The 17,907-nt window shown below is 36.1% G+C and carries 12 protein-coding genes; 5 read left to right on the forward strand and 7 right to left on the reverse strand.

Annotation, left to right across the window (positions count from 1 at the left end; translation table 11 throughout):
• Nucleotides 1–8: 8 nt before the first annotated feature.
• The 7 genes from QOX35_RS06135 to eco all read right to left on the reverse strand — a co-directional run bounded on the left by QOX35_RS06135 (nucleotide 9) and on the right by eco (nucleotide 12,487).
• Nucleotides 9–3,176: a SusC/RagA family TonB-linked outer membrane protein gene (locus QOX35_RS06135; RefSeq protein ID WP_283686201.1), complete on the reverse strand. Its 3,168-nt coding sequence runs from the start codon at nucleotides 3,174–3,176 to the stop codon at nucleotides 9–11.
• Nucleotides 3,177–3,624: 448 nt separating this feature from the next.
• The gene (locus QOX35_RS06140) at nucleotides 3,625–7,638 is read right to left on the reverse strand and encodes a hybrid sensor histidine kinase/response regulator transcription factor (RefSeq protein WP_283686202.1); all 4,014 of its coding nucleotides are present in this window, start codon (nucleotides 7,636–7,638) and stop codon (nucleotides 3,625–3,627) included.
• A 540-nt stretch (nucleotides 7,639–8,178) separates the two neighbouring features.
• Nucleotides 8,179–8,937, reverse strand: a complete 759-nt coding sequence (locus tag QOX35_RS06145; RefSeq protein ID WP_283686203.1) for an MBL fold metallo-hydrolase — start codon at nucleotides 8,935–8,937, stop codon at nucleotides 8,179–8,181.
• A gap of 24 nt (nucleotides 8,938–8,961) precedes the next feature.
• Nucleotides 8,962–9,762, reverse strand: coding sequence for a hypothetical protein (locus QOX35_RS06150; protein WP_283686204.1), 801 nt, complete (start codon nucleotides 9,760–9,762; stop codon nucleotides 8,962–8,964).
• Nucleotides 9,763–9,929: 167 nt separating this feature from the next.
• Nucleotides 9,930–10,448 carry an SPOR domain-containing protein gene (locus QOX35_RS06155; RefSeq protein ID WP_135103720.1) on the reverse strand — a complete coding sequence of 173 codons (519 nt, stop codon included), beginning with the start codon at nucleotides 10,446–10,448 and terminating at the stop codon, nucleotides 9,930–9,932.
• Between the two features lie 99 nt (nucleotides 10,449–10,547).
• On the reverse strand, nucleotides 10,548–11,819 hold the full coding sequence (gene serS, locus QOX35_RS06160) for a serine--tRNA ligase (RefSeq protein WP_283686205.1): 1,272 nt from the start codon (nucleotides 11,817–11,819) through the stop codon (nucleotides 10,548–10,550).
• Between the two features lie 173 nt (nucleotides 11,820–11,992).
• Nucleotides 11,993–12,487 carry a serine protease inhibitor ecotin gene (gene eco / locus QOX35_RS06165; RefSeq protein WP_283686206.1) on the reverse strand — a complete coding sequence of 165 codons (495 nt, stop codon included), beginning with the start codon at nucleotides 12,485–12,487 and terminating at the stop codon, nucleotides 11,993–11,995.
• 279 nt (nucleotides 12,488–12,766) lie between these two features.
• Here eco and QOX35_RS06170 point away from each other — a divergent pair, with 279 nt between their 5' ends.
• The 5 genes from QOX35_RS06170 to QOX35_RS06190 all read left to right on the forward strand — a co-directional run bounded on the left by QOX35_RS06170 (nucleotide 12,767) and on the right by QOX35_RS06190 (nucleotide 17,906).
• On the forward strand, nucleotides 12,767–13,588 hold the full coding sequence (locus QOX35_RS06170; RefSeq protein ID WP_252637577.1) for a LiaF transmembrane domain-containing protein: 822 nt from the start codon (nucleotides 12,767–12,769) through the stop codon (nucleotides 13,586–13,588).
• Nucleotides 13,589–13,628: 40 nt separating this feature from the next.
• The gene (locus QOX35_RS06175; protein WP_283686207.1) at nucleotides 13,629–14,432 is read left to right on the forward strand and encodes a LytR/AlgR family response regulator transcription factor; all 804 of its coding nucleotides are present in this window, start codon (nucleotides 13,629–13,631) and stop codon (nucleotides 14,430–14,432) included.
• Between the two features lie 200 nt (nucleotides 14,433–14,632).
• Nucleotides 14,633–16,675 (forward strand): methionine--tRNA ligase, encoded by a 2,043-nt coding sequence (gene metG / locus QOX35_RS06180; protein ID WP_283686208.1) that lies wholly within the window; start codon nucleotides 14,633–14,635, stop codon nucleotides 16,673–16,675.
• A 129-nt stretch (nucleotides 16,676–16,804) separates the two neighbouring features.
• Nucleotides 16,805–17,308 (forward strand): RNA polymerase sigma factor, encoded by a 504-nt coding sequence (locus QOX35_RS06185; protein WP_283686209.1) that lies wholly within the window; start codon nucleotides 16,805–16,807, stop codon nucleotides 17,306–17,308.
• Entirely contained in the window at nucleotides 17,295–17,906 is a 612-nt protein-coding gene (locus tag QOX35_RS06190) for a hypothetical protein (RefSeq protein ID WP_283686210.1), read from the forward strand. The genes QOX35_RS06185 and QOX35_RS06190 overlap by 14 nt, the downstream gene beginning before the upstream one ends.
• The last annotated feature ends 1 nt before the right edge of the window (nucleotide 17,907 follow it).

The following is a 17,907-nucleotide window of genomic DNA, read 5'->3' on the forward strand; positions in this document are numbered from 1 at the left end:
TTTTAATATTAGAATGTTATACTTGCTCCCAATGTAAATGTACGAGCTTTTGGATAGGCAAAGAACATTACGTTTTGTCCCCATTGTGACGTACCTTTAGAAGAGGATTCAGGATCATATCCTTTAAATTCATCAGAACACAATAAGAATACATTATTTGCAGTACCATACACTCGTAATCCTTTAAGACCAAGTTTAGCTGCTACAGATTTATCTAATGTATAACCTAACTGTATTAGACTCAAACGTAAATATGAACCATCAGCTAACCACGAAGAGTTGAAGTTCTGATCAGTGTAGCTATCACCATACTGACGGTTGAAAATCATCTGTACTTTTGTATTCTTGTTTTCTGGAGACCAAGCATCAGTTAAGATAGTAGAAAGACCTGATGTTAAAAAACGAGATTGAGTAGAGTGTAAGAAATCTTGTAAAACATCTACGCCTAATGTAAATTGGAAATCGACAGTTAAATCAAAGTTCTTATAGTTGAATGTATTGGTAAAGCTACCGGTCCAATCAGGCAATCCTTTGCCTAAGATAGTTCTTTCAGTAGCAATAATACTACGTCCGATATTGTCTCCCGAATCGCTTATACCTAGCCATTCATAACCGCCAAAAGAAGATAAAGACTCACCTACTTTTAGTGTTCCCCAGTTATTCCATATTGTTTCATTATTCAATCCGATTTTCTCTACTTTATTCTTATTATAGTTCACATTCAATGTACTACTCCATGAAATATCGTTACTTCTAATCGGATAAGCTGTTACCATTAGGTCAAGACCTTGATTTGATACTTCTCCAATATTTGCAGTCATAGTAGAGAATCCTGTAGAATATGGTAATGGCCGATCATATAATAAATCACTTGTATATTTGTGATAATAAGATACATCAAATACCAAACGATCTTTGAATAAACCTAGGTTGATACCAGCATCAAATTGAGCTGTTTTTTCCCATTTTAGATCTTTGTTTGCAAGTCTGCTTAAATAAGCAGTAGTAACTTTTTCTCCACCAATTACTGTAGTTCCTTGTCCAATAGTAGCCAATGAGTTATACACGCCTATTTCGCTATTTCCTAATATACCATAACTTGAATGCAACTTCAGCATACTAATTATGCTATTATCTTTTAAGAAATCTTCGTTAGAAGCCAACCAACCTAACCCTAAAGAAGGGAAAAATGCATATTTATTATTCTTACCAAACTTTGATGATCCATCATAACGAGCTGTCACGGTTGCCATATATTTGTCTTTCATAGTATAGCCTGCACGTAAGAAATAAGAGTTCATAGCCCAGCGCTCATGACCTGAAGTTACTGATGAAGGCTTAGTTCCCGCGCCCATATTGTGATAGTCATAGAAATCATCAGCAAAAGTTTTAGCATTCGCTGTAAAATATTCGTACTCATTTTCTGTCCAAGATAAACCAGCCATTGCATTGATACGGTGATCTCCGAATACCTTTTTGTATGTTAGGTATGTCTCTTCTTGCCAATACAGATTATGGGAATTACTTTGATAAGCATTACCCTGATCTCCTTTACCAAAGTCATGTACGTCGCGAGGTCCGTATTCACGATTTGTGTTTTGATTGTTACTTACTCCAAGTTGAGTTAATAAATCCAAACCTGGCATAAGATGGAACGTGAAGGCAGCATTTCCAAATATGTGCGTACGATATTGTTTGCGAATTACGGATTTAAGGAAGTGAACAGGGTTTGCTCCATCTTCAGCAGAAAATAGTCGTTCTTGATATTCGTTCGTTACTGTTGCCGGATTGTCTAGGTATTTCACTACAGGTTTGAAAGATGCTGAATTGTTATCAGCCCATGATCCATCAGGATTCTTAATAGGATACCATGCCGGCATTTCTATCATCGTACGAAGTGCGTTTTGCCCTCCGTCTCCGTGGTCTGCATTATTACCCCATGAATGGTTTACCATCAAATTGATACCAGTAGTTAACCATTTTGTAGGATTAGCATCAAATGTCATTTTTGCGTTTACACGCTTCATGTATGAGTTAAGTAAAAGACCTTGTTGATCGGTAAAGTTTAAGAAAGCACCTACAGATGATTTTTTAGTTGATTGTTGGATACTCAACTGATGATTGTGAGAAACAGCTGTACGTGTAGCTTCTTTTTGCCAATCGGTATTATATAATGCTTTACCATTTGAGTCAAAATAACGGGAGTCGGTAAAATGGTCTGCCATATTCAATGAATAAGCCGTACCTTTATATGTATTAGCGTTTTTCAAGCCAATCATAAAGGCTTCTTGCCATTGGGATGCACTTAATGTTTCCATGTAACGTGATACATTAGCGAAGCTTACAGATCCATCATATCTTAGTGTTGTTCCTTCAGTTCCCATATCTCCACGTCTTGTAGTTACGAGTATTACCCCATTAGCTCCACGTGCTCCATATATGGCAGCCGAAGACGCATCCTTCAATACTTCAATATTTTCTATGTCATTTGGATTAAGCCTATTGAATGCATCAGCTTCCATAACCACACCGTCTACTACAAACAATGGATTTGTATTAGCTTTGATGGTACTTACCCCACGGATAATTATACGAGAAACAGCACCTGGTTGTCCGGAGTTACTGAAGATATTCACACCTGATGCTTTCCCTTTTAGTCCATCAAGGGCGTTGAATGTTTGCGCTTTAACTATGTCCGATCCTTTGGCGCTTGCAATAGATCCGGTTACATCCGATTTACGCATTGTACCGTAACCTACTACTACTACTTCTTCCAAGGCTTTAGCATCTTCTACTAAGATGACATTAATATTTGTTTTTCCTCCTACAACTATTTCTTGTGTATGGAATCCTATAAAAGAAAATACAAGAGTAGAATTAGAGTTTGGTACAGTGATAGTATATGCACCGTCCAAATCAGATATTGTTCCTGTTGTAGTACCTTTTACAACAATGCTTACGCCGCTTAATGGCTCGCCGGTTTCATCTTTTATTGTGCCTTTCACAGTGATGTTACTCTGTTCAATGCTTTTGCTTTCATTTGCATCCTTTACGGCTGCAGGAGCTGAAGCAGATGAGTACTGAAAGATCATGAGAGAAAGAAATAGAAAAAGTGCCTTTCTGACATAATCCTTGTAGTAACTTTTAGAAGTATTACTTGCAGATTTTTTTCTCATAATATGATTTTTATTAAGTTAACTTGTAATTAGTTATTTGAGACATTTGTCTCTGTTTTGAATTTAAAATGAGTTGGTTTTAATGAATGTTACATAAATTCTAGGTTTTAGAGGTTAATATTATAGGGAGTGTAATGTATTTTCCTTTGTCTTGATATACCTGAAAGTTGTTTTATAAACCTTTTACCTATCTGTAAGTCTTTAAAATTTCTAGGTTGATAATCGATGTTTTATGTCTTTCTGTTTTCCATGGGCAATTCTTATTTTGTATAATGTCTCTAAGAATCCCTCTGAGCTATTTTAATGTTTATTCCAATAAGGAACATGCAATGTTAATATTTATGTATGTTTATTTCTTTATCTTAAAAGCTGAAAAAGGTATCCTTATTTACACGGTGTAAACTAGGATACCTTTTTGGTTTTTTAGGATACTATTCAGTCTGTCTTGTTATTTTTGCTGCCTGTATTCCTTAGGGGTCATATTGTATTTTTTTGAGAACTCCCTATAGAAGTAGGATTTGTTATTTATCCCCACCTTATATATAATTTCTTGAATAGTGAGGTTTGTTGTGATTAATAATTTCGCAGCACAAGTAAATCTGTAATCTTTTATAAAATCACTCGGTGTAAGTGATGTAATTTTCTTGAATCTTCTGTACAGATTTCGTGTATTTGTACCAAGTTTTTCTGCTATTAACTCCGGTCTAAGGTTCTCCTCTTCGATATTACTGTCTATTATCGAAATAACGGACTCCATAAACTCTTTATCTTCCTGATGTATTACTTGTCCATCCGAATACTCAAGTGCACTTTCGGGTGAATAGTAATAGTCTTTTAGTTTCTTCTTCGTATTTAGGAGACGATTTATCACAGAGCGTAAAAAGAGAGGGGAAAATGGTTTTGTAAGATATGCATCTGCCCCAACATCTAGTCCTTCAGATTGATCTGCGTCGCTAATCTTTGCTGAAATGATAACCAAAGGAATGTGTCTGGTTATTTTGTCCGATTTTATTTGGTTTATTAGTTCCAGACCGCTCACTTCAGGCATCATGATATCAGTGATGATCAGTTCCGGCATTTGGCTTTCTATTTGTTTAAGCGCTTCGTTTGCATTGTTAGCTCCTTTGATAATATATTCGTCTGATAAAATATCATTGATGAGCCATATTATATCCTCATTGTCATCTACAACGAGTATTATCGGTTTAGAACTCTTGCCAGAGTTGTCATCCGGTAGAACATTTACCGGTTCTTGAAGAGTAGCAACAGGTACTTCTTTTAGTTCCAGTTGAGGCAGCTTCACAATAAATTCTGCATATCTATTTACCTCACTTTCTACTTTTATGTTCCCTTGTAATAGCTCAACAAGGCTTTGGCAAATAGACAGTCCTATTCCATTTCGCGAAGATGTACGAGAGTATTGGTTGTCACTCCCTATTTCTTCAAGGATGCTATAGCGGTCAAATATAATCGGAATTTTAGAAGCCTCAATTCCCTTCCCAGTGTTGTATACTTTTAGGGTTAAGGTATCGTTGTCTGTCATTAAGGTAACTTTGACTTCTCCACCTTCTTTTGTGTATTTAAATGCATTGGATACAAGGTTGGTGTATATTCTATTAAAACATATTATATCTGTATTCCAAAGTAGCTTATCCGGCACTTGCAGGTTGAATCGTATTTTATTTTGCTCGGCAATAGAAAAGAATGACTCAGACTGTTTCCTTATTTGTTGGGCAACAGGAGCATTTTTTATTATATGGAGGTTGTATTTGGATTCTTCTAATTTTCTGAAATCGAGTATTTCTTGGATAAGCTCGTTCAGATTATCGACATTGTTACGTAAGATCTCGATATACTTATGAAAGTTATTATCCATATTTGGGGTTTTCTCTATGCGATCGGTCACCCCATTTATAAGAGTTAGCGGAGTACAAAACTCATGAGTAACATTTGTGAAGAAGTCTAGTTTAGCTTCTATCAACTTCTCTTTTTGTTCTTCTTCTATTTTATTCGCTAGTTGTATTTGCTTGTTTATTATTTTTTTGCGAATCATATAAATGATATATGCGCAAACAAGTAAGAATAAGCATGCATATCCAACTATTGCCCATGTGGTGAAATACCAAGGAGGTAATTTTTTTATATGGAGGGTGTAGAATCTTTCATCGGAATTGAACACATCGTTCTTATATCTAACTTTCAAAACATACTCTCCCGAAGGCAGATTGGTGAATGTTATCTCATTCGACTTTTGTAAATCTGTCCATTCATTATTGTAATCTTCCAGCATATAAGAATATTCGTAGTTTTCTCCATCGATATAGTCTACCGCTATAAATGAGAGGGTAAAAGCTGCAACATTGGAAGGGATTTCGAGATATTTAGTGCTGTTGTTGATATAATTTGACAAAGGACGATCTTCTCCTGATACTTTTAATCCAAAGAAATAAAGATCAGGTCTATAGCTATTCTCAAAACTATATCCCGGCTCTAGCCATGTAAGTCCGTTTATGCCACCAAAGAAAAGTCGCCCTGTATATGGGCAATGCCAGTAGGCATCATCAGAAAATTCAAAGACTCTTAGATCAGGAAATGTATAGTTGTGGAAAAAGTCGTTATGTGGATTATACTTAGCCAGTCCTTTATTTGTACTTAGCCATATGCAGCCTTCTTTATCTTCCAGTATTCCGTGTATCATATCATTTATAATGCCACTTTTTCTGTCAAATTGCTTGATTGTATGATTTCCGTTTTTGAAAAACTGCATTTGAGTTAGGCCTGAACTTGCTCCGAAATAAAACACAGAGTCTTTACTCTGATAAACACTTAATACATCACCAATAGCAGTACTTTCGGCTTTATTGATCGGAATAAATTCGTATTGTTTGTTCGTGATGTTAAACCGAGTTACTCCATAACCACCTCTATTCCCTATAAATAATGTTGATTTTCCGTCATAAGTCATAGAATGGAACTCGTTGCATGTCTTATCGTTTTTCTTCGGGAAGAAGGCATTTATCGATTTAACTTCAACTGTTGGAGCCTGATTGTCAACAACAACCTCCAATAAGCCATTTCCGGCTGTGGCCATCCATAATGTGGAATCATTTACTTCACATATTGAATGAACTTTACCTATTGTGTTCGGAGTCTTATTTATCGCTGTCTTTATTTTATTGTCTTTGTATGAATAATAAGAAAGTCCCGGGCCTTCTGTCCCTAACCAGATTATGTCTTTCTTCTTGCTTCGTAAAAAACAGAATACAAGGTTGCTGACTAACCCTTCGGTTGTTGTGTAATGGATTATTTCCGATGATGGAATTTTTAAATTATTCAACTTATCGTAATTCTTAATCAGAAAAATACCGTCACCTTTTGTGCCTACCCAAAGATTGTTGTGTTCGTCGGTATATATCGAACGAACAGGTTTTTGGCTGTCGAATGGTAAATGTTCGAGTAGTATATTCCCAAACATATCGTGATTCTGATAGAACATTTCTACACCTTTGCCATCTGTTCCAAGCCATAGTATATCTTGTTTATTATCTTTTAATAAGCAAAAAACACCTATCCCGCTGGTTATAACTTCCGGTCTATAGTGGTCTTCTATATTCAATTTTACTACGCCATTGTTTTTGAACGCGATATATACGTCATATTTGAACGATGTTATTCTTGCTATACCGCCATTTTTGGCTGTGAGTTGCGATATATCTGATAGTAATATTTTTTTTGAAGCAATTATGTCATATAGGTACAGCTTTTGATCTTTATCAACGAAGTAAATCTTATTGTTCTCATAAGATGCATAATCTATATTTTTATCATGCATTGTTATTTCATGAGTCTTTAGTTTTATATCCGAATCTTGCTTCTTAGAATATTCAATATTCAGAAGTTTCCCATTGTTTGTAATCAAATAAAGTTTATCATTCTTAGTAAAGAAGATATCTTTTATACTTTCAGTGTCAGCCTCAGGGAGATGAATATCTTGGAACCTTTTCAAGTCGGAAGATGATGAATAATAGGAAATATATCCTCGTTTGCATATAACCCATGTATTGCCTTGACTATCTGCCGCTAAAAGCTTCGCTTCGGGGCATTCGGGGTGAGACTCTGTTACTCGCCTGTCTTTTAACGAGAATCTGTTAAGTCCAAGAAATGTGGATATCCACAGATGGTCAGCATCTGCTTGCGAAATTTTATGTATGATATTGCTGCAAAGTGAGTATTCGTTGTCTAGTTCGAACCGATACACATAAAGGTTTTTTCCATTGTATAGATTAAGGCCATCATATGTACCAAACCACATATATCCATTTTGATCTTGGTACATACATAATACAGCGTTATTTGATAGGTCAAGGTTTCCGACTCTGTGAGCCCCATATGCAGCATATGAACTCAGAATTGAAAATACAGATAACCAGCAAATAAGAAATAAGGTGGTTGATTGTTTCATTCTCGAATTGTATGGTGGTTTTAGTGCATTACACGAATAACAAAGTATCCATGAATATGTTTCTTCATGAGTTAGAGGAACTAAATTATCTTATAGTTATATAGCCTAACAGAGTATTTGAAGAACAAAGAATTTAGAGCATTTAATTTTACAAAAATAAGAGATAATATTGTAAAAATATAGTTAAATCGTTCGAGATTTAAACTTTTATAATATTCTGAATATAAAAACGGTTGACATAAAACTCTTTAATTGTATTGTAGTAATATTAACTCGGTATTCATTTGATTGTGCATGCATTACTGATATAAATAATTCCAATGTTTTTCTTCAGTATTTATTTTACACGTTAGGCCTAAATATTTTCTAAATATAATAAAATCTTTAAAATAGATGACTGTCAAATAAAAAGTTTTTAATATATATATCGATATATCCTTGTGTATTTTTAATGTCCTCGTTAAGTAATATTCTGTTCAAGAATAAAAATAAATCTAACGGGGGCTATGATACTATTAATCTTCGTTGTATAACCTTGTATTATATATTGATTTCAAGCCCGTCGTACGACAAGTATACATTTGGCGGCAATATGGCCTGTACCTTATCATGTAATCCCATTTGATGAGACATGTGTGTCAGATAAGCTTTTTTAGGAGATATTTTCTTTATCTCTTCCAAAGCTTCTATTAGATTTAAATGAGATATATGCTTGTCGATACGTAGAGAACTAATAACTAAAGTATCCAAGTTTTTTAATTTATAATATTCTTCTTCAGCTATATGCTTTACATCAGTGAGATAAGCGAAGTTGTTGATTCGGTAACCTAAAATAGGCAGCATGTGATGCATGATTTTTATAGGTTGTATCTCAATATCCCCTATACAAAAAGACGCTTCATGACTCACTTCGTGAAGCCTGAACGTGGGAACTCCGGGGTAGCGATGTTCCCTGAAAGAGTAGGGGATTCTTCTTTTTAGTGCATCTAAGGTAATGGCGTTTGAGTATATATCTACATCGTCGAATCTACAGAAAGGACGCAAATCATCTAATCCGCCCACATGGTCATAATGTTCGTGGGTGAGTAGTACTCCGTGAATGTGCGAAAATTCCTCATGAATAATTTGCTCCCGGAAATCAGGACCACAATCGATAAGAATTCGCTTATCACCTATATTCAATAAAACAGACGCTCGCAGGCGTCTGTCTTTTATGTTATTAGAGGTGCATACCTCACATTTGCAGCCAATTTCAGGGACTCCTGTGGATGTTCCTGTTCCTAAGAACTTTATCTTCATCCTTATCAAATATCTTTGTTTACATTATTTTCGTAGAATCCATAAATCTGTTAATGGTATTCTGTATGTTTTCAATAATTGTGCAGAAGACTTTCGTGCATTATACTGTTCTTCCACGGTCTTTATTTTATTCAAAGCTTCTTGTTCCGAGTCATACGTTCCGATAATAACATAATATATACCGGAAGTGTTTTTTACTACGATTAAAGACTCTCTCGCCCCTAACGTTTTTTTTAGATGTTCTGATCCATTATATTTATTCGTTAGTGAAGCTATTACTACACTATATTTTTTAAGCTTTGCTTTATCTTCTTTATTTAAGTAAGATAATTCTTCCGTTTTGAGTATTTTCTTGTCTGTATCGAGTAAGTGCGCAAAAAAAACTGAGCTTTCAGGTTCTCCAACCGATGTCTCGCTTGTTTGTCCTCCTTGCGATTGAGAATTAGCGGGTGATGTTATTGGTACTACAACAGAGGTCTTTTTCGGACAATCAGGACATTGATCGATAAGAGCCTGTCTGCGTTTTGCAGCTTCCAGATATACATCTCCATTTGCATACTCCGAATCATCATGATTTACTTTATAATGTTCATAGGTAGCTTTTACCTGAGCCATATAAGCCGATTCGGCCGTATAGTTTATTGATTCGCTATTGCTTTTCGTTTCTTTATCCGAAGTGTTCTTGCTTTCTTCGATTAAGAAGCTTTCTCCTTTCATCTGATTGTTTGCCTCCCGATAAAATTTAGCAATAGATTTTTCCTGTGATCCACAAGAGGATACAAACATAATAATTGATAGTAGTAAAGTTGTGTAGATTATCTTCATTCTTAGATGTTTGTTTAGTAAAACGATATCGATATTACTATGCAAAGATATAAAAAAAGACGTTTAATTAATACACTAAAAGTTAAAAGTAAAGGTGTTTAGATGGCATTTACTTTAGCTATGGAGATAAAAAAAGGAGAGCAGTTAGGCTCTCCTTTTATATTCGTTTAATATTCTCGCTGTAATATCCACCAATCGTTGAATGGAATTCCGTATTTGCTTTTTAGAGCAGATACATCTCCCATTGCATGATATTTTTCGAGGATTTCATTCTTTTTAGCTACAGCTTGTTCCTTTGAGTCGTAACTTGCTATAATAACACGGTACATTCCCTGATCGTTGCGAACCAATATTATATTGTAACCGTCGTTTCCAAATCTTTCTTTCAAAGATTCAGCTCCCGGTTTCATTGCCATTGCAGCAACAACTACACTGTAAGCTTTCAACCCATTAGCATCACTTTCGTATACCGGGGTAACTTTTTCTTTTCTAACGGTTTCGCTACTGTAGCTAGGAGTCGTAGTCGCTGGTTTCGAAACAGGAGTTGAAGATACTGAGTTCTCTTCCATCTCTCTTTCTTTCGCAGCTTCATATACCGACTTATATGCACTTTGTTTAGGTTTACAAGACCCAAATGCAATAAGGAAAGCCAGAGCTAATCCAATTCCAATTAATTTTTTATTCATATCCTTTATTTTAATATGTTAGATTTAGCATTTGACGCAAAAATAATACATTACCATTTAGTATAACGCTTTTTTGTGGCAAATAGTATGATTTTCACTTTAATTAATAAATTTAAAACCAGTATATGGCACCAATACTTTCGGTATGCGAATGCCTGCATCTGTCTGATTGTTTTCTAACAATGCTGCAACAATGCGGGGTAAAGCTAATGCGCTGCCGTTCAGAGTATGAGCCAGCTGTATCTTTTTGTCTGCATCCCGGTAGCGACATTTCAGACGGTTTGCCTGATAGCTTTCGAAATTGGATACCGAACTTACTTCGAGCCAACGTTTTTGTGCTGCCGAGAATACCTCAAAGTCAAATGTAAGGGCAGAAGTGAAACTCATATCCCCTCCACATAGACGAAGTATTCGCCAAGGCAATTCAAGTTCGTCAACGAGTGATTGAACATGCGCAACCATTTCCTTCAAAGAGTCGTAAGAGTGCTCAGGTTTGTCGATACGAACAATTTCAACCTTGTCGAACTGGTGTAAACGATTCAATCCACGAACATCTTTCCCATACGAGCCTGCTTCGCGACGGAAACAAGCAGAATATGCCGTATTCATAATCGGCAGATCTTTTTCTTCGAGAATAACGTCACGATATATATTTGTTACAGGAACTTCGGCTGTAGGTATCAGATACAAATCATCCAACGTCGCATGATACATCTGTCCTTCCTTATCCGGCAACTGACCTGTACCATAACCCGAAGCAGCATTTACTACATAAGGGGGTTGAACTTCCAGATATCCGGATTCACGAGCTTTGTCAAGGAAATAGTTTATTAAAGCACGTTGTAGGCGTGCTCCTTTTCCTTTATATACCGGAAATCCTGCCCCTGTAATCTTTACGCCAAGTTCGAAATCGATAAGATCATATTTTTTAGCCAAGTCCCAATGTGGAAGCGCATCTTCTCCGAGTTCAGGTATGATGCCTCCGGTCTTTTCTACAACATTGTCTTCGGCTACTCTTCCTTCAGGTACTTCGTCCGATGGAAGGTTAGGGATAAGAACAAGCAATTCTTGCAGATCTTGTTCTGCTTGGCGAAGTGTATCTTCGAGAACTTTACTTTGTCCTTTTATTTCAGCTACCCTGTTTTTTGCAATCTCAGCTTCGGCCTTATTGCCTTCTTTCATTAGTTGTCCTATGTGTTTCGATAGATTATTGGATTCTGACAAACAAGAATCTAAAGAGGTTTGAGTTCTTTTTCTTGTCTGGTCTATTTCCAATACCTTTTCGATTATTTCTTTTGCATCGAAATGTTTTTTAGCCAGCTTTTTAATCACTAGCTCAGGATTCTCACTAATTGTTTTCAGCGTTAACATAAGTCTGATTTTTGTTTATGTTGCAAAGTTATAAATATTTTAAGAAAATGTTATTTATATACCTATACAAGTTTTATTTGTTTTAGGAAGTAACAAAAGACGATAACGACCTTTATAAAAAAGAGACAGGTCGAAATCGACTTGTCTCTCTGTTTTGACGATTATCAACAATCTTATTTTATTTCAGAGTTTTGGTCTTTGCCGGCTTTCCAAACTCGATATTTAATCTCATAACCTTTCGGAGCGTATACCACTATAGGCAGTTTGCTGTTGTATCTAACAATCAGAGATTGACTTGATACAAATCTGTTTTCGTTCGGCTTATTACATGCCATCATTGTAGAGGCTGTTTTTCCATCCGATGTGAATTCGTAATAAGTATATCCCCATCCCTGTAAATCTTTCTCTTCCAATTTACCCATCAGGGTATGCACATTGCAATCCACGCTCATTACTTTTCCGGGAACTATTTCTATCTTGAATTTAGATTCATCCGACTTTTTGCTTAGATAAATTACATGTCTCACCATTCCTTCTTTTGCTGCCGGATATGGTTCTAATATTTTGGCTCTTTCTTGTTTGCTTTGTGCATTTGCTACCGAAGCAAAAGATAAGCACAGACTCATCATAAACAGTGTTAACGCTGCGAGTGTAGTTCGTTTCATCATGTTGTTGTTTTAATTGTTTATATTTAATTTGTTTCTAATATTGTTTTGCAATTATATGACTAAGTAAAAAGATAAAGGTTTAAGATACTTGTTTGGTGTTAAATCTTTACTTTTATATTCGAATATAACAAGTGCCTGTAGTAAAGGTTCATATCCGATTCTTTTGTTTGCAAGTTTTTATCTTTCGTTTGTCGGGAAATAGAATTCGTTCATCGATTATTACTTGTTTATATATGCCGGTCGGATTAATTTTACATCATAACATTAAATAAGTTTATTATGAGACGAAATTTAGAAGATAGACATTTTTTTAAAAGAGCTAGAAGAGATAAATCAAATAAAGACGGTATCGGTTTTGCCGTTTTGCTAATTCTAGTCGGAGGCTTTTTCTTATTCTTTAATATGGGAATTCTTCCCGATGTATTAAGACCAATATTTATATCGTGGCAGATGTTATTGATCGGAGTTGGGGTATGGTCTCTTGTTGTAAAACGAAAACTAGGGCAGGGACTTTTGGCAATTGGTTTTGGATTATTTTTTATCTATCCCAAATTGAGTTCTGCATTTCCCACTATTTTCATTGATCTCGATATCGATTTCAGAACATACTGGCCAATAATACCGATAACAGTGGGTACTGTTTTAGTATTAAACTGGTTGAGGTCTTCTGATAATAAAAAAGGTGAGCGATGGAATAAAGTCTATAATGCAGAGACTGATGAGTGGCACGAGTCTGCTCAGGCAATACATAATAAATCCGATTTTTTCGAAAAGAATATGATTTTCGGAGGCTCTGAGCAGATCATATTATCTCAAAACTTTAAAGGAGGAGAAGCGAATGTAATTTTCGGGGAGTTGATCTTAGATTTGCGCAAGGCTCAGTTGGGTGAAAATATAGCATACTTAGAGTTGAATGCGATATTTGGCAGCTTGGTTGTATATATCCCGTCAGAATGGACATTAAAGGTGGATAGTTCTACTGTTTTAGGTGCTTTCCAAGACAGACGTTTGTATAAAGACGAATCTTTGGAGAATGAAAATGGCGCACGGGTTATAATGGAGGCAAATAGTATATTTGGCAATATAGAAATCCGAAATTAAACAGATAGCCGTTAGGATGAAGAGTCGCTTGATAATCATAATGTACATTTTTATAGCATTGCTGACTACTGCTATTATATATGGCTGTATGAAGCCTTTGGCGATGGTTCCCTTGCCTGTATTGTGGGCTGACGCTTGTGTCTCGGGGATTGTTTTGTCTATACTTTTATTTTTATTGTATGAGATTGTAAAATATACTCGCTTTGCTACTTTGCCTTTTAAGCAACAGGTCGTTAATTATACGGCATTAGCTATATTATTTGTGTTTTTCTGGTTGGGAGCAGATCTTTTGACGCTGTATACACTTTTCCCTCAAGAGGAATGGATTGGCTTGTTGCCGATCTCTACAACTCGGATTGTTCTAAGCTTGCTGGTGTATGTGTCTGCAATACTTTTTTACAATAATATATATAAGTCTAATATACAGAGTTCAGATGAAAATGCGGATGAGTTTTCTATTGCAGAAGATGATAATATAGAGAATCACGTGACAGAAGAAATAAAACCAAATGAAGAATTGGAGCGTGTCGCTGTAAAAAATGGGCAAAGAATAGAGGTAATCCCTGTCTCCAATATAATTTATATACAGGCAGAGGGAGATTATGTGATGATATACTCGGATAAAGGTAAATTCCTCAAAGAGCAAACGATGAAGTCCTTCGAAAGCCTCTTGCCTTCCAATAAATTTGTGCGTGTACATCGCTCCAGTATCGTGAATGTCGATTTTATAGCGCAAATAGAATTGTATAATAAACAAAGTCAATTGCTAAAGCTCAAAGATGGTTCACAGGTGAGGATTAGTATGAATGGGTATAGGCTCTTAAAGCAAACGCTCGGTTTGTAAGGTTAAGAGTTTCAATTTTAATGAAAGTAATCTCCGCTTCTTTTTTACCACAGAGTAAAAAGAGTAAAGCGGAGTTTTTGATCATAAAACAAAACCCCAAACAAAAATCATAAAGGACTGTATTTTTTGTCTCTAAGTTCCTATCTTTGCACCACGAAAATGCATCTTACGGGAACTAAATATAAAATAACTTACTATATATGACCAAGAAATACAACAGAACCCTTGTTACATCGGCCCTTCCTTATGCCAATGGTCCTGTACATATCGGACATCTTGCCGGAGTTTATATTCCTGCCGATATTTACGTGCGCTACCTTAGGCTTAAAGGTGAAGATGTAATACATATAGGTGGTTCTGATGAGCATGGTGTGCCTATCACCATCCGAGCAAAGAAAGAGGGAGTTACACCTCAGGATATTGTTGATAAGTATCATGGAATTATCAAGAAATCTTTTGAAGATTTCGGAATAGCTTTCGATATTTATTCCCGTACAAGCTCTGATATTCATAAAAAGACAGCTTCTGACTTTTTCCTTACGTTGCATAATAAGGGAGCGTTTGAAGAAAAAACAAGTGAACAATATTATGATGCGGAAGCTCAGATGTTTCTCGCCGACCGTTATATTATGGGCGAATGCCCTCACTGTGGCAATCCGAATGCTTACGGAGACCAGTGTGAGTCGTGCGGAACATCGCTTAGTCCTACCGATCTGAAAAATCCTCGCTCTACAATATCAGGTTCTACTCCTGTGATGCGTGAAACAAAACATTGGTATCTGCCTCTTGACAAGCACGAGTCGTGGCTTCGTCAGTGGATACTCGAAGATCATAAAGAGTGGAAATCGAATGTTTACGGACAGTGTAAGTCATGGCTGGATATGGGGTTACAACCTCGTGCCGTAAGTCGCGACCTCGATTGGGGTGTGCCTATTCCACTGCCCGATGCAAAAGGAAAAGTACTTTATGTGTGGTTCGATGCTCCTATCGGATATATTTCTAATACAATAGAATTGCTGCCGGATAGCTGGGAGAAATGGTGGAAATCGGAAGATACGAAATTGGTACACTTTATCGGGAAAGATAATATTGTTTTCCACTGTATCGTTTTCCCTGCCATGTTGAAGGCTGAGGGTTCTTTCATTTTACCTGAAAATGTTCCGGCAAATGAATTCCTGAATCTGGAGGGCGATAAAATATCCACTTCTCGAAACTGGGCTGTGTGGTTGCACGAATATCTCGAAGACTTTCCGGGACAACAAGATATACTTCGTTATGTGCTCACTGCTAATGCTCCCGAAACGAAGGATAATGACTTTATGTGGAAAGATTTTCAGGCTCGTAACAACAATGAACTTGTTGCTATTTTGGGGAACTTTATCAATCGTGCATTAGTCCTCACCCAGAAATATTTTGATAATAAAGTACCGCAGCTGAATGAACTGACAGACTATGATAAGGAAACCCTTAAAGAGTTTGCAGATGTAAAGGCTGTAGTCGAATCTTATCTCGATACATACCGTTTCCGCGATGCGCTTAAAGAAGCCATGAACCTGGCACGTATCGGTAACAAATATCTGGCAGATACAGAGCCTTGGAAAGTCGTTAAAACGGATATGGCACGTGTAGAAACAATATTGAATATATCTCTACAGATTACTGCCAATCTCGCAATTGCTTTCGAGCCGTTCTTGCCATTCAGCGTAAAAAAGATACGTCGGTTTATTAATGTTGATAACCTCACATGGGATCAACTAGGACGCATTGATCTGCTGCCTGTAGGACATCCATTGAATCAGTCGGAATTACTGTTCTCTAAAATAGAAGATGAAACGATAGAAAAACAAATCCAGAAACTTTTGGATACTAAAAAAGCAAATGAACAGGCCGTGGAAGTAAAAGTTGCTCCGCAGAAACCAAACATTGCTTTTGATGATTTTTCGAAGCTCGATCTTCGTGTTGGAAAAGTATTGGAGTGTGTAAAAGTACCTAAAGCTGATAAATTGTTGCAATTCTTAATTGATGATGGCATGGGTAAACGTACCATTATTTCGGGAATAGCAGCTTGGTACAAGCCTGAAGAGTTAGTAGGTAAACAGGTGTGTTTTATTGCAAATCTCGAACCACGGAAACTAAAAGGGATAGAGTCGCAAGGAATGATTCTTTCTGTAGAAGATGGGGGCGGTAATTTATCGCTTATCACACCTTCTAAAGATGTAGAACCGGGTTGTCAGATAGGATAAAGAATAATATATTTTTCTATAAGCCGATATTCCTTAAGAGGTGTATCGGCTTTTTTATTTATAAAAAAATAGTTTTCTTGTAATAAAATTCAAGTAACTTCTACTATATAGTAAAAGGACAATAATGATATGGATGATCTGAGAGAGAACTTTCTACAAATACTTGAAAAATATCAATCCATTCTGCATAAGGTGAGTCTCATCTACTTTAGGCATGAAGATGAACGGAAAGATAATTTTCAGGAAATTGTTTATCAGATGTGGAAGGCATACGCATCTTTACGAAATAGAAAGAACGTTGTATCATGGATATACTCAATATCTATCAATACTTCTATATCACGAATTAGAAAAGATTCCCGGATGCAGTACCGCGAAGAATTGCCCGATGAGGCTTATGTTGATATGGCTAAGCAATGGGCTGTGGACGAAGATATGGGTATGCTGTTGACAGCTATTTATGATTTGAATGATATCGACAAATCTATCATACTGCTTTATTTGGAGGAGAAAAGCTATGAAGAAATCTCAGAAATCATAGGGATTAGTAAATCCAATGTCGGCACGAGAATAAACCGAGCAAAAAATGTTTTGAAGGACAACTTAATTAAGATGGGTTATGAAAAGGGATAATTTACAAGATATATGGCACAAAGGAAGCTCTAATATAGAGGCTCAGTCTTCTGAAGACCTCAAAAAGCTCCTAGAAAAGAAGGTTGTCAAAGTGATGAGAAAACATTCTTTTATCGATTATATTTCCATATCGGTAGGAATTACACTTTTTGTGTTACTGGTATATGCCGGAATAAAAAGAGCGGATGATACCTATTATCTAATAAATAATATAATGCTATGCTTTGTAGTTGCTGTCTTTGTTGTATCGGGCATCCGATCGCACTATAAGATAAATTATAATACGATGAGTCTTCCTCTCAGAGATTGGTTGAGGTATCGGATAAATGAGATATCCAAATCGCAAAAGATGTATCCGGTTCGTTACTTTTTTGCGATCTTGATGATTTTACCATGCTATCTGTCTTTTTTCGTATATTCAATAAACAGGTCTTTTCTTGATGTTGTTACGAATCAAGCCTTCTTTCCTGCTTTTCTTATTGTATTTATTAGTGGTACTTTCTCTTCTTTGTTGGCTATGAGGAATATAAGTCTATATAAAAAGAAAATATTGAAGAGTCTTAAAAAAATGTATGATCAACTTTGCGAACAAGATTGAT

This window comes from Dysgonomonas sp. Marseille-Q5470 (assembly GCF_951230145.1).
Lineage (GTDB): Bacteria > Bacteroidota > Bacteroidia > Bacteroidales > Dysgonomonadaceae > Dysgonomonas.

Coding starts and splice junctions, on each gene's coding strand:
- QOX35_RS06140 (WP_283686202.1), bottom strand. CDS start 7,638: ATGAAACAATCAACCACCTTATTTCTTATTTGCTGGTTATCTGTATTT.
- QOX35_RS06175 (WP_283686207.1), top strand. CDS start 13,629: ATGTACATTTTTATAGCATTGCTGACTACTGCTATTATATATGGCTGT.
- QOX35_RS06135 (WP_283686201.1), bottom strand. CDS start 3,176: ATGAGAAAAAAATCTGCAAGTAATACTTCTAAAAGTTACTACAAGGAT.
- QOX35_RS06145 (WP_283686203.1), bottom strand. CDS start 8,937: ATGAAGATAAAGTTCTTAGGAACAGGAACATCCACAGGAGTCCCTGAA.
- QOX35_RS06155 (WP_135103720.1), bottom strand. CDS start 10,448: ATGAATAAAAAATTAATTGGAATTGGATTAGCTCTGGCTTTCCTTATT.
- QOX35_RS06150 (WP_283686204.1), bottom strand. CDS start 9,762: ATGAAGATAATCTACACAACTTTACTACTATCAATTATTATGTTTGTA.
- eco (WP_283686206.1), bottom strand. CDS start 12,487: ATGATGAAACGAACTACACTCGCAGCGTTAACACTGTTTATGATGAGT.
- QOX35_RS06170 (WP_252637577.1), top strand. CDS start 12,767: ATGAGACGAAATTTAGAAGATAGACATTTTTTTAAAAGAGCTAGAAGA.
- QOX35_RS06190 (WP_283686210.1), top strand. CDS start 17,295: ATGAAAAGGGATAATTTACAAGATATATGGCACAAAGGAAGCTCTAAT.
- metG (WP_283686208.1), top strand. CDS start 14,633: ATGACCAAGAAATACAACAGAACCCTTGTTACATCGGCCCTTCCTTAT.
- serS (WP_283686205.1), bottom strand. CDS start 11,819: ATGTTAACGCTGAAAACAATTAGTGAGAATCCTGAGCTAGTGATTAAA.
- QOX35_RS06185 (WP_283686209.1), top strand. CDS start 16,805: ATGGATGATCTGAGAGAGAACTTTCTACAAATACTTGAAAAATATCAA.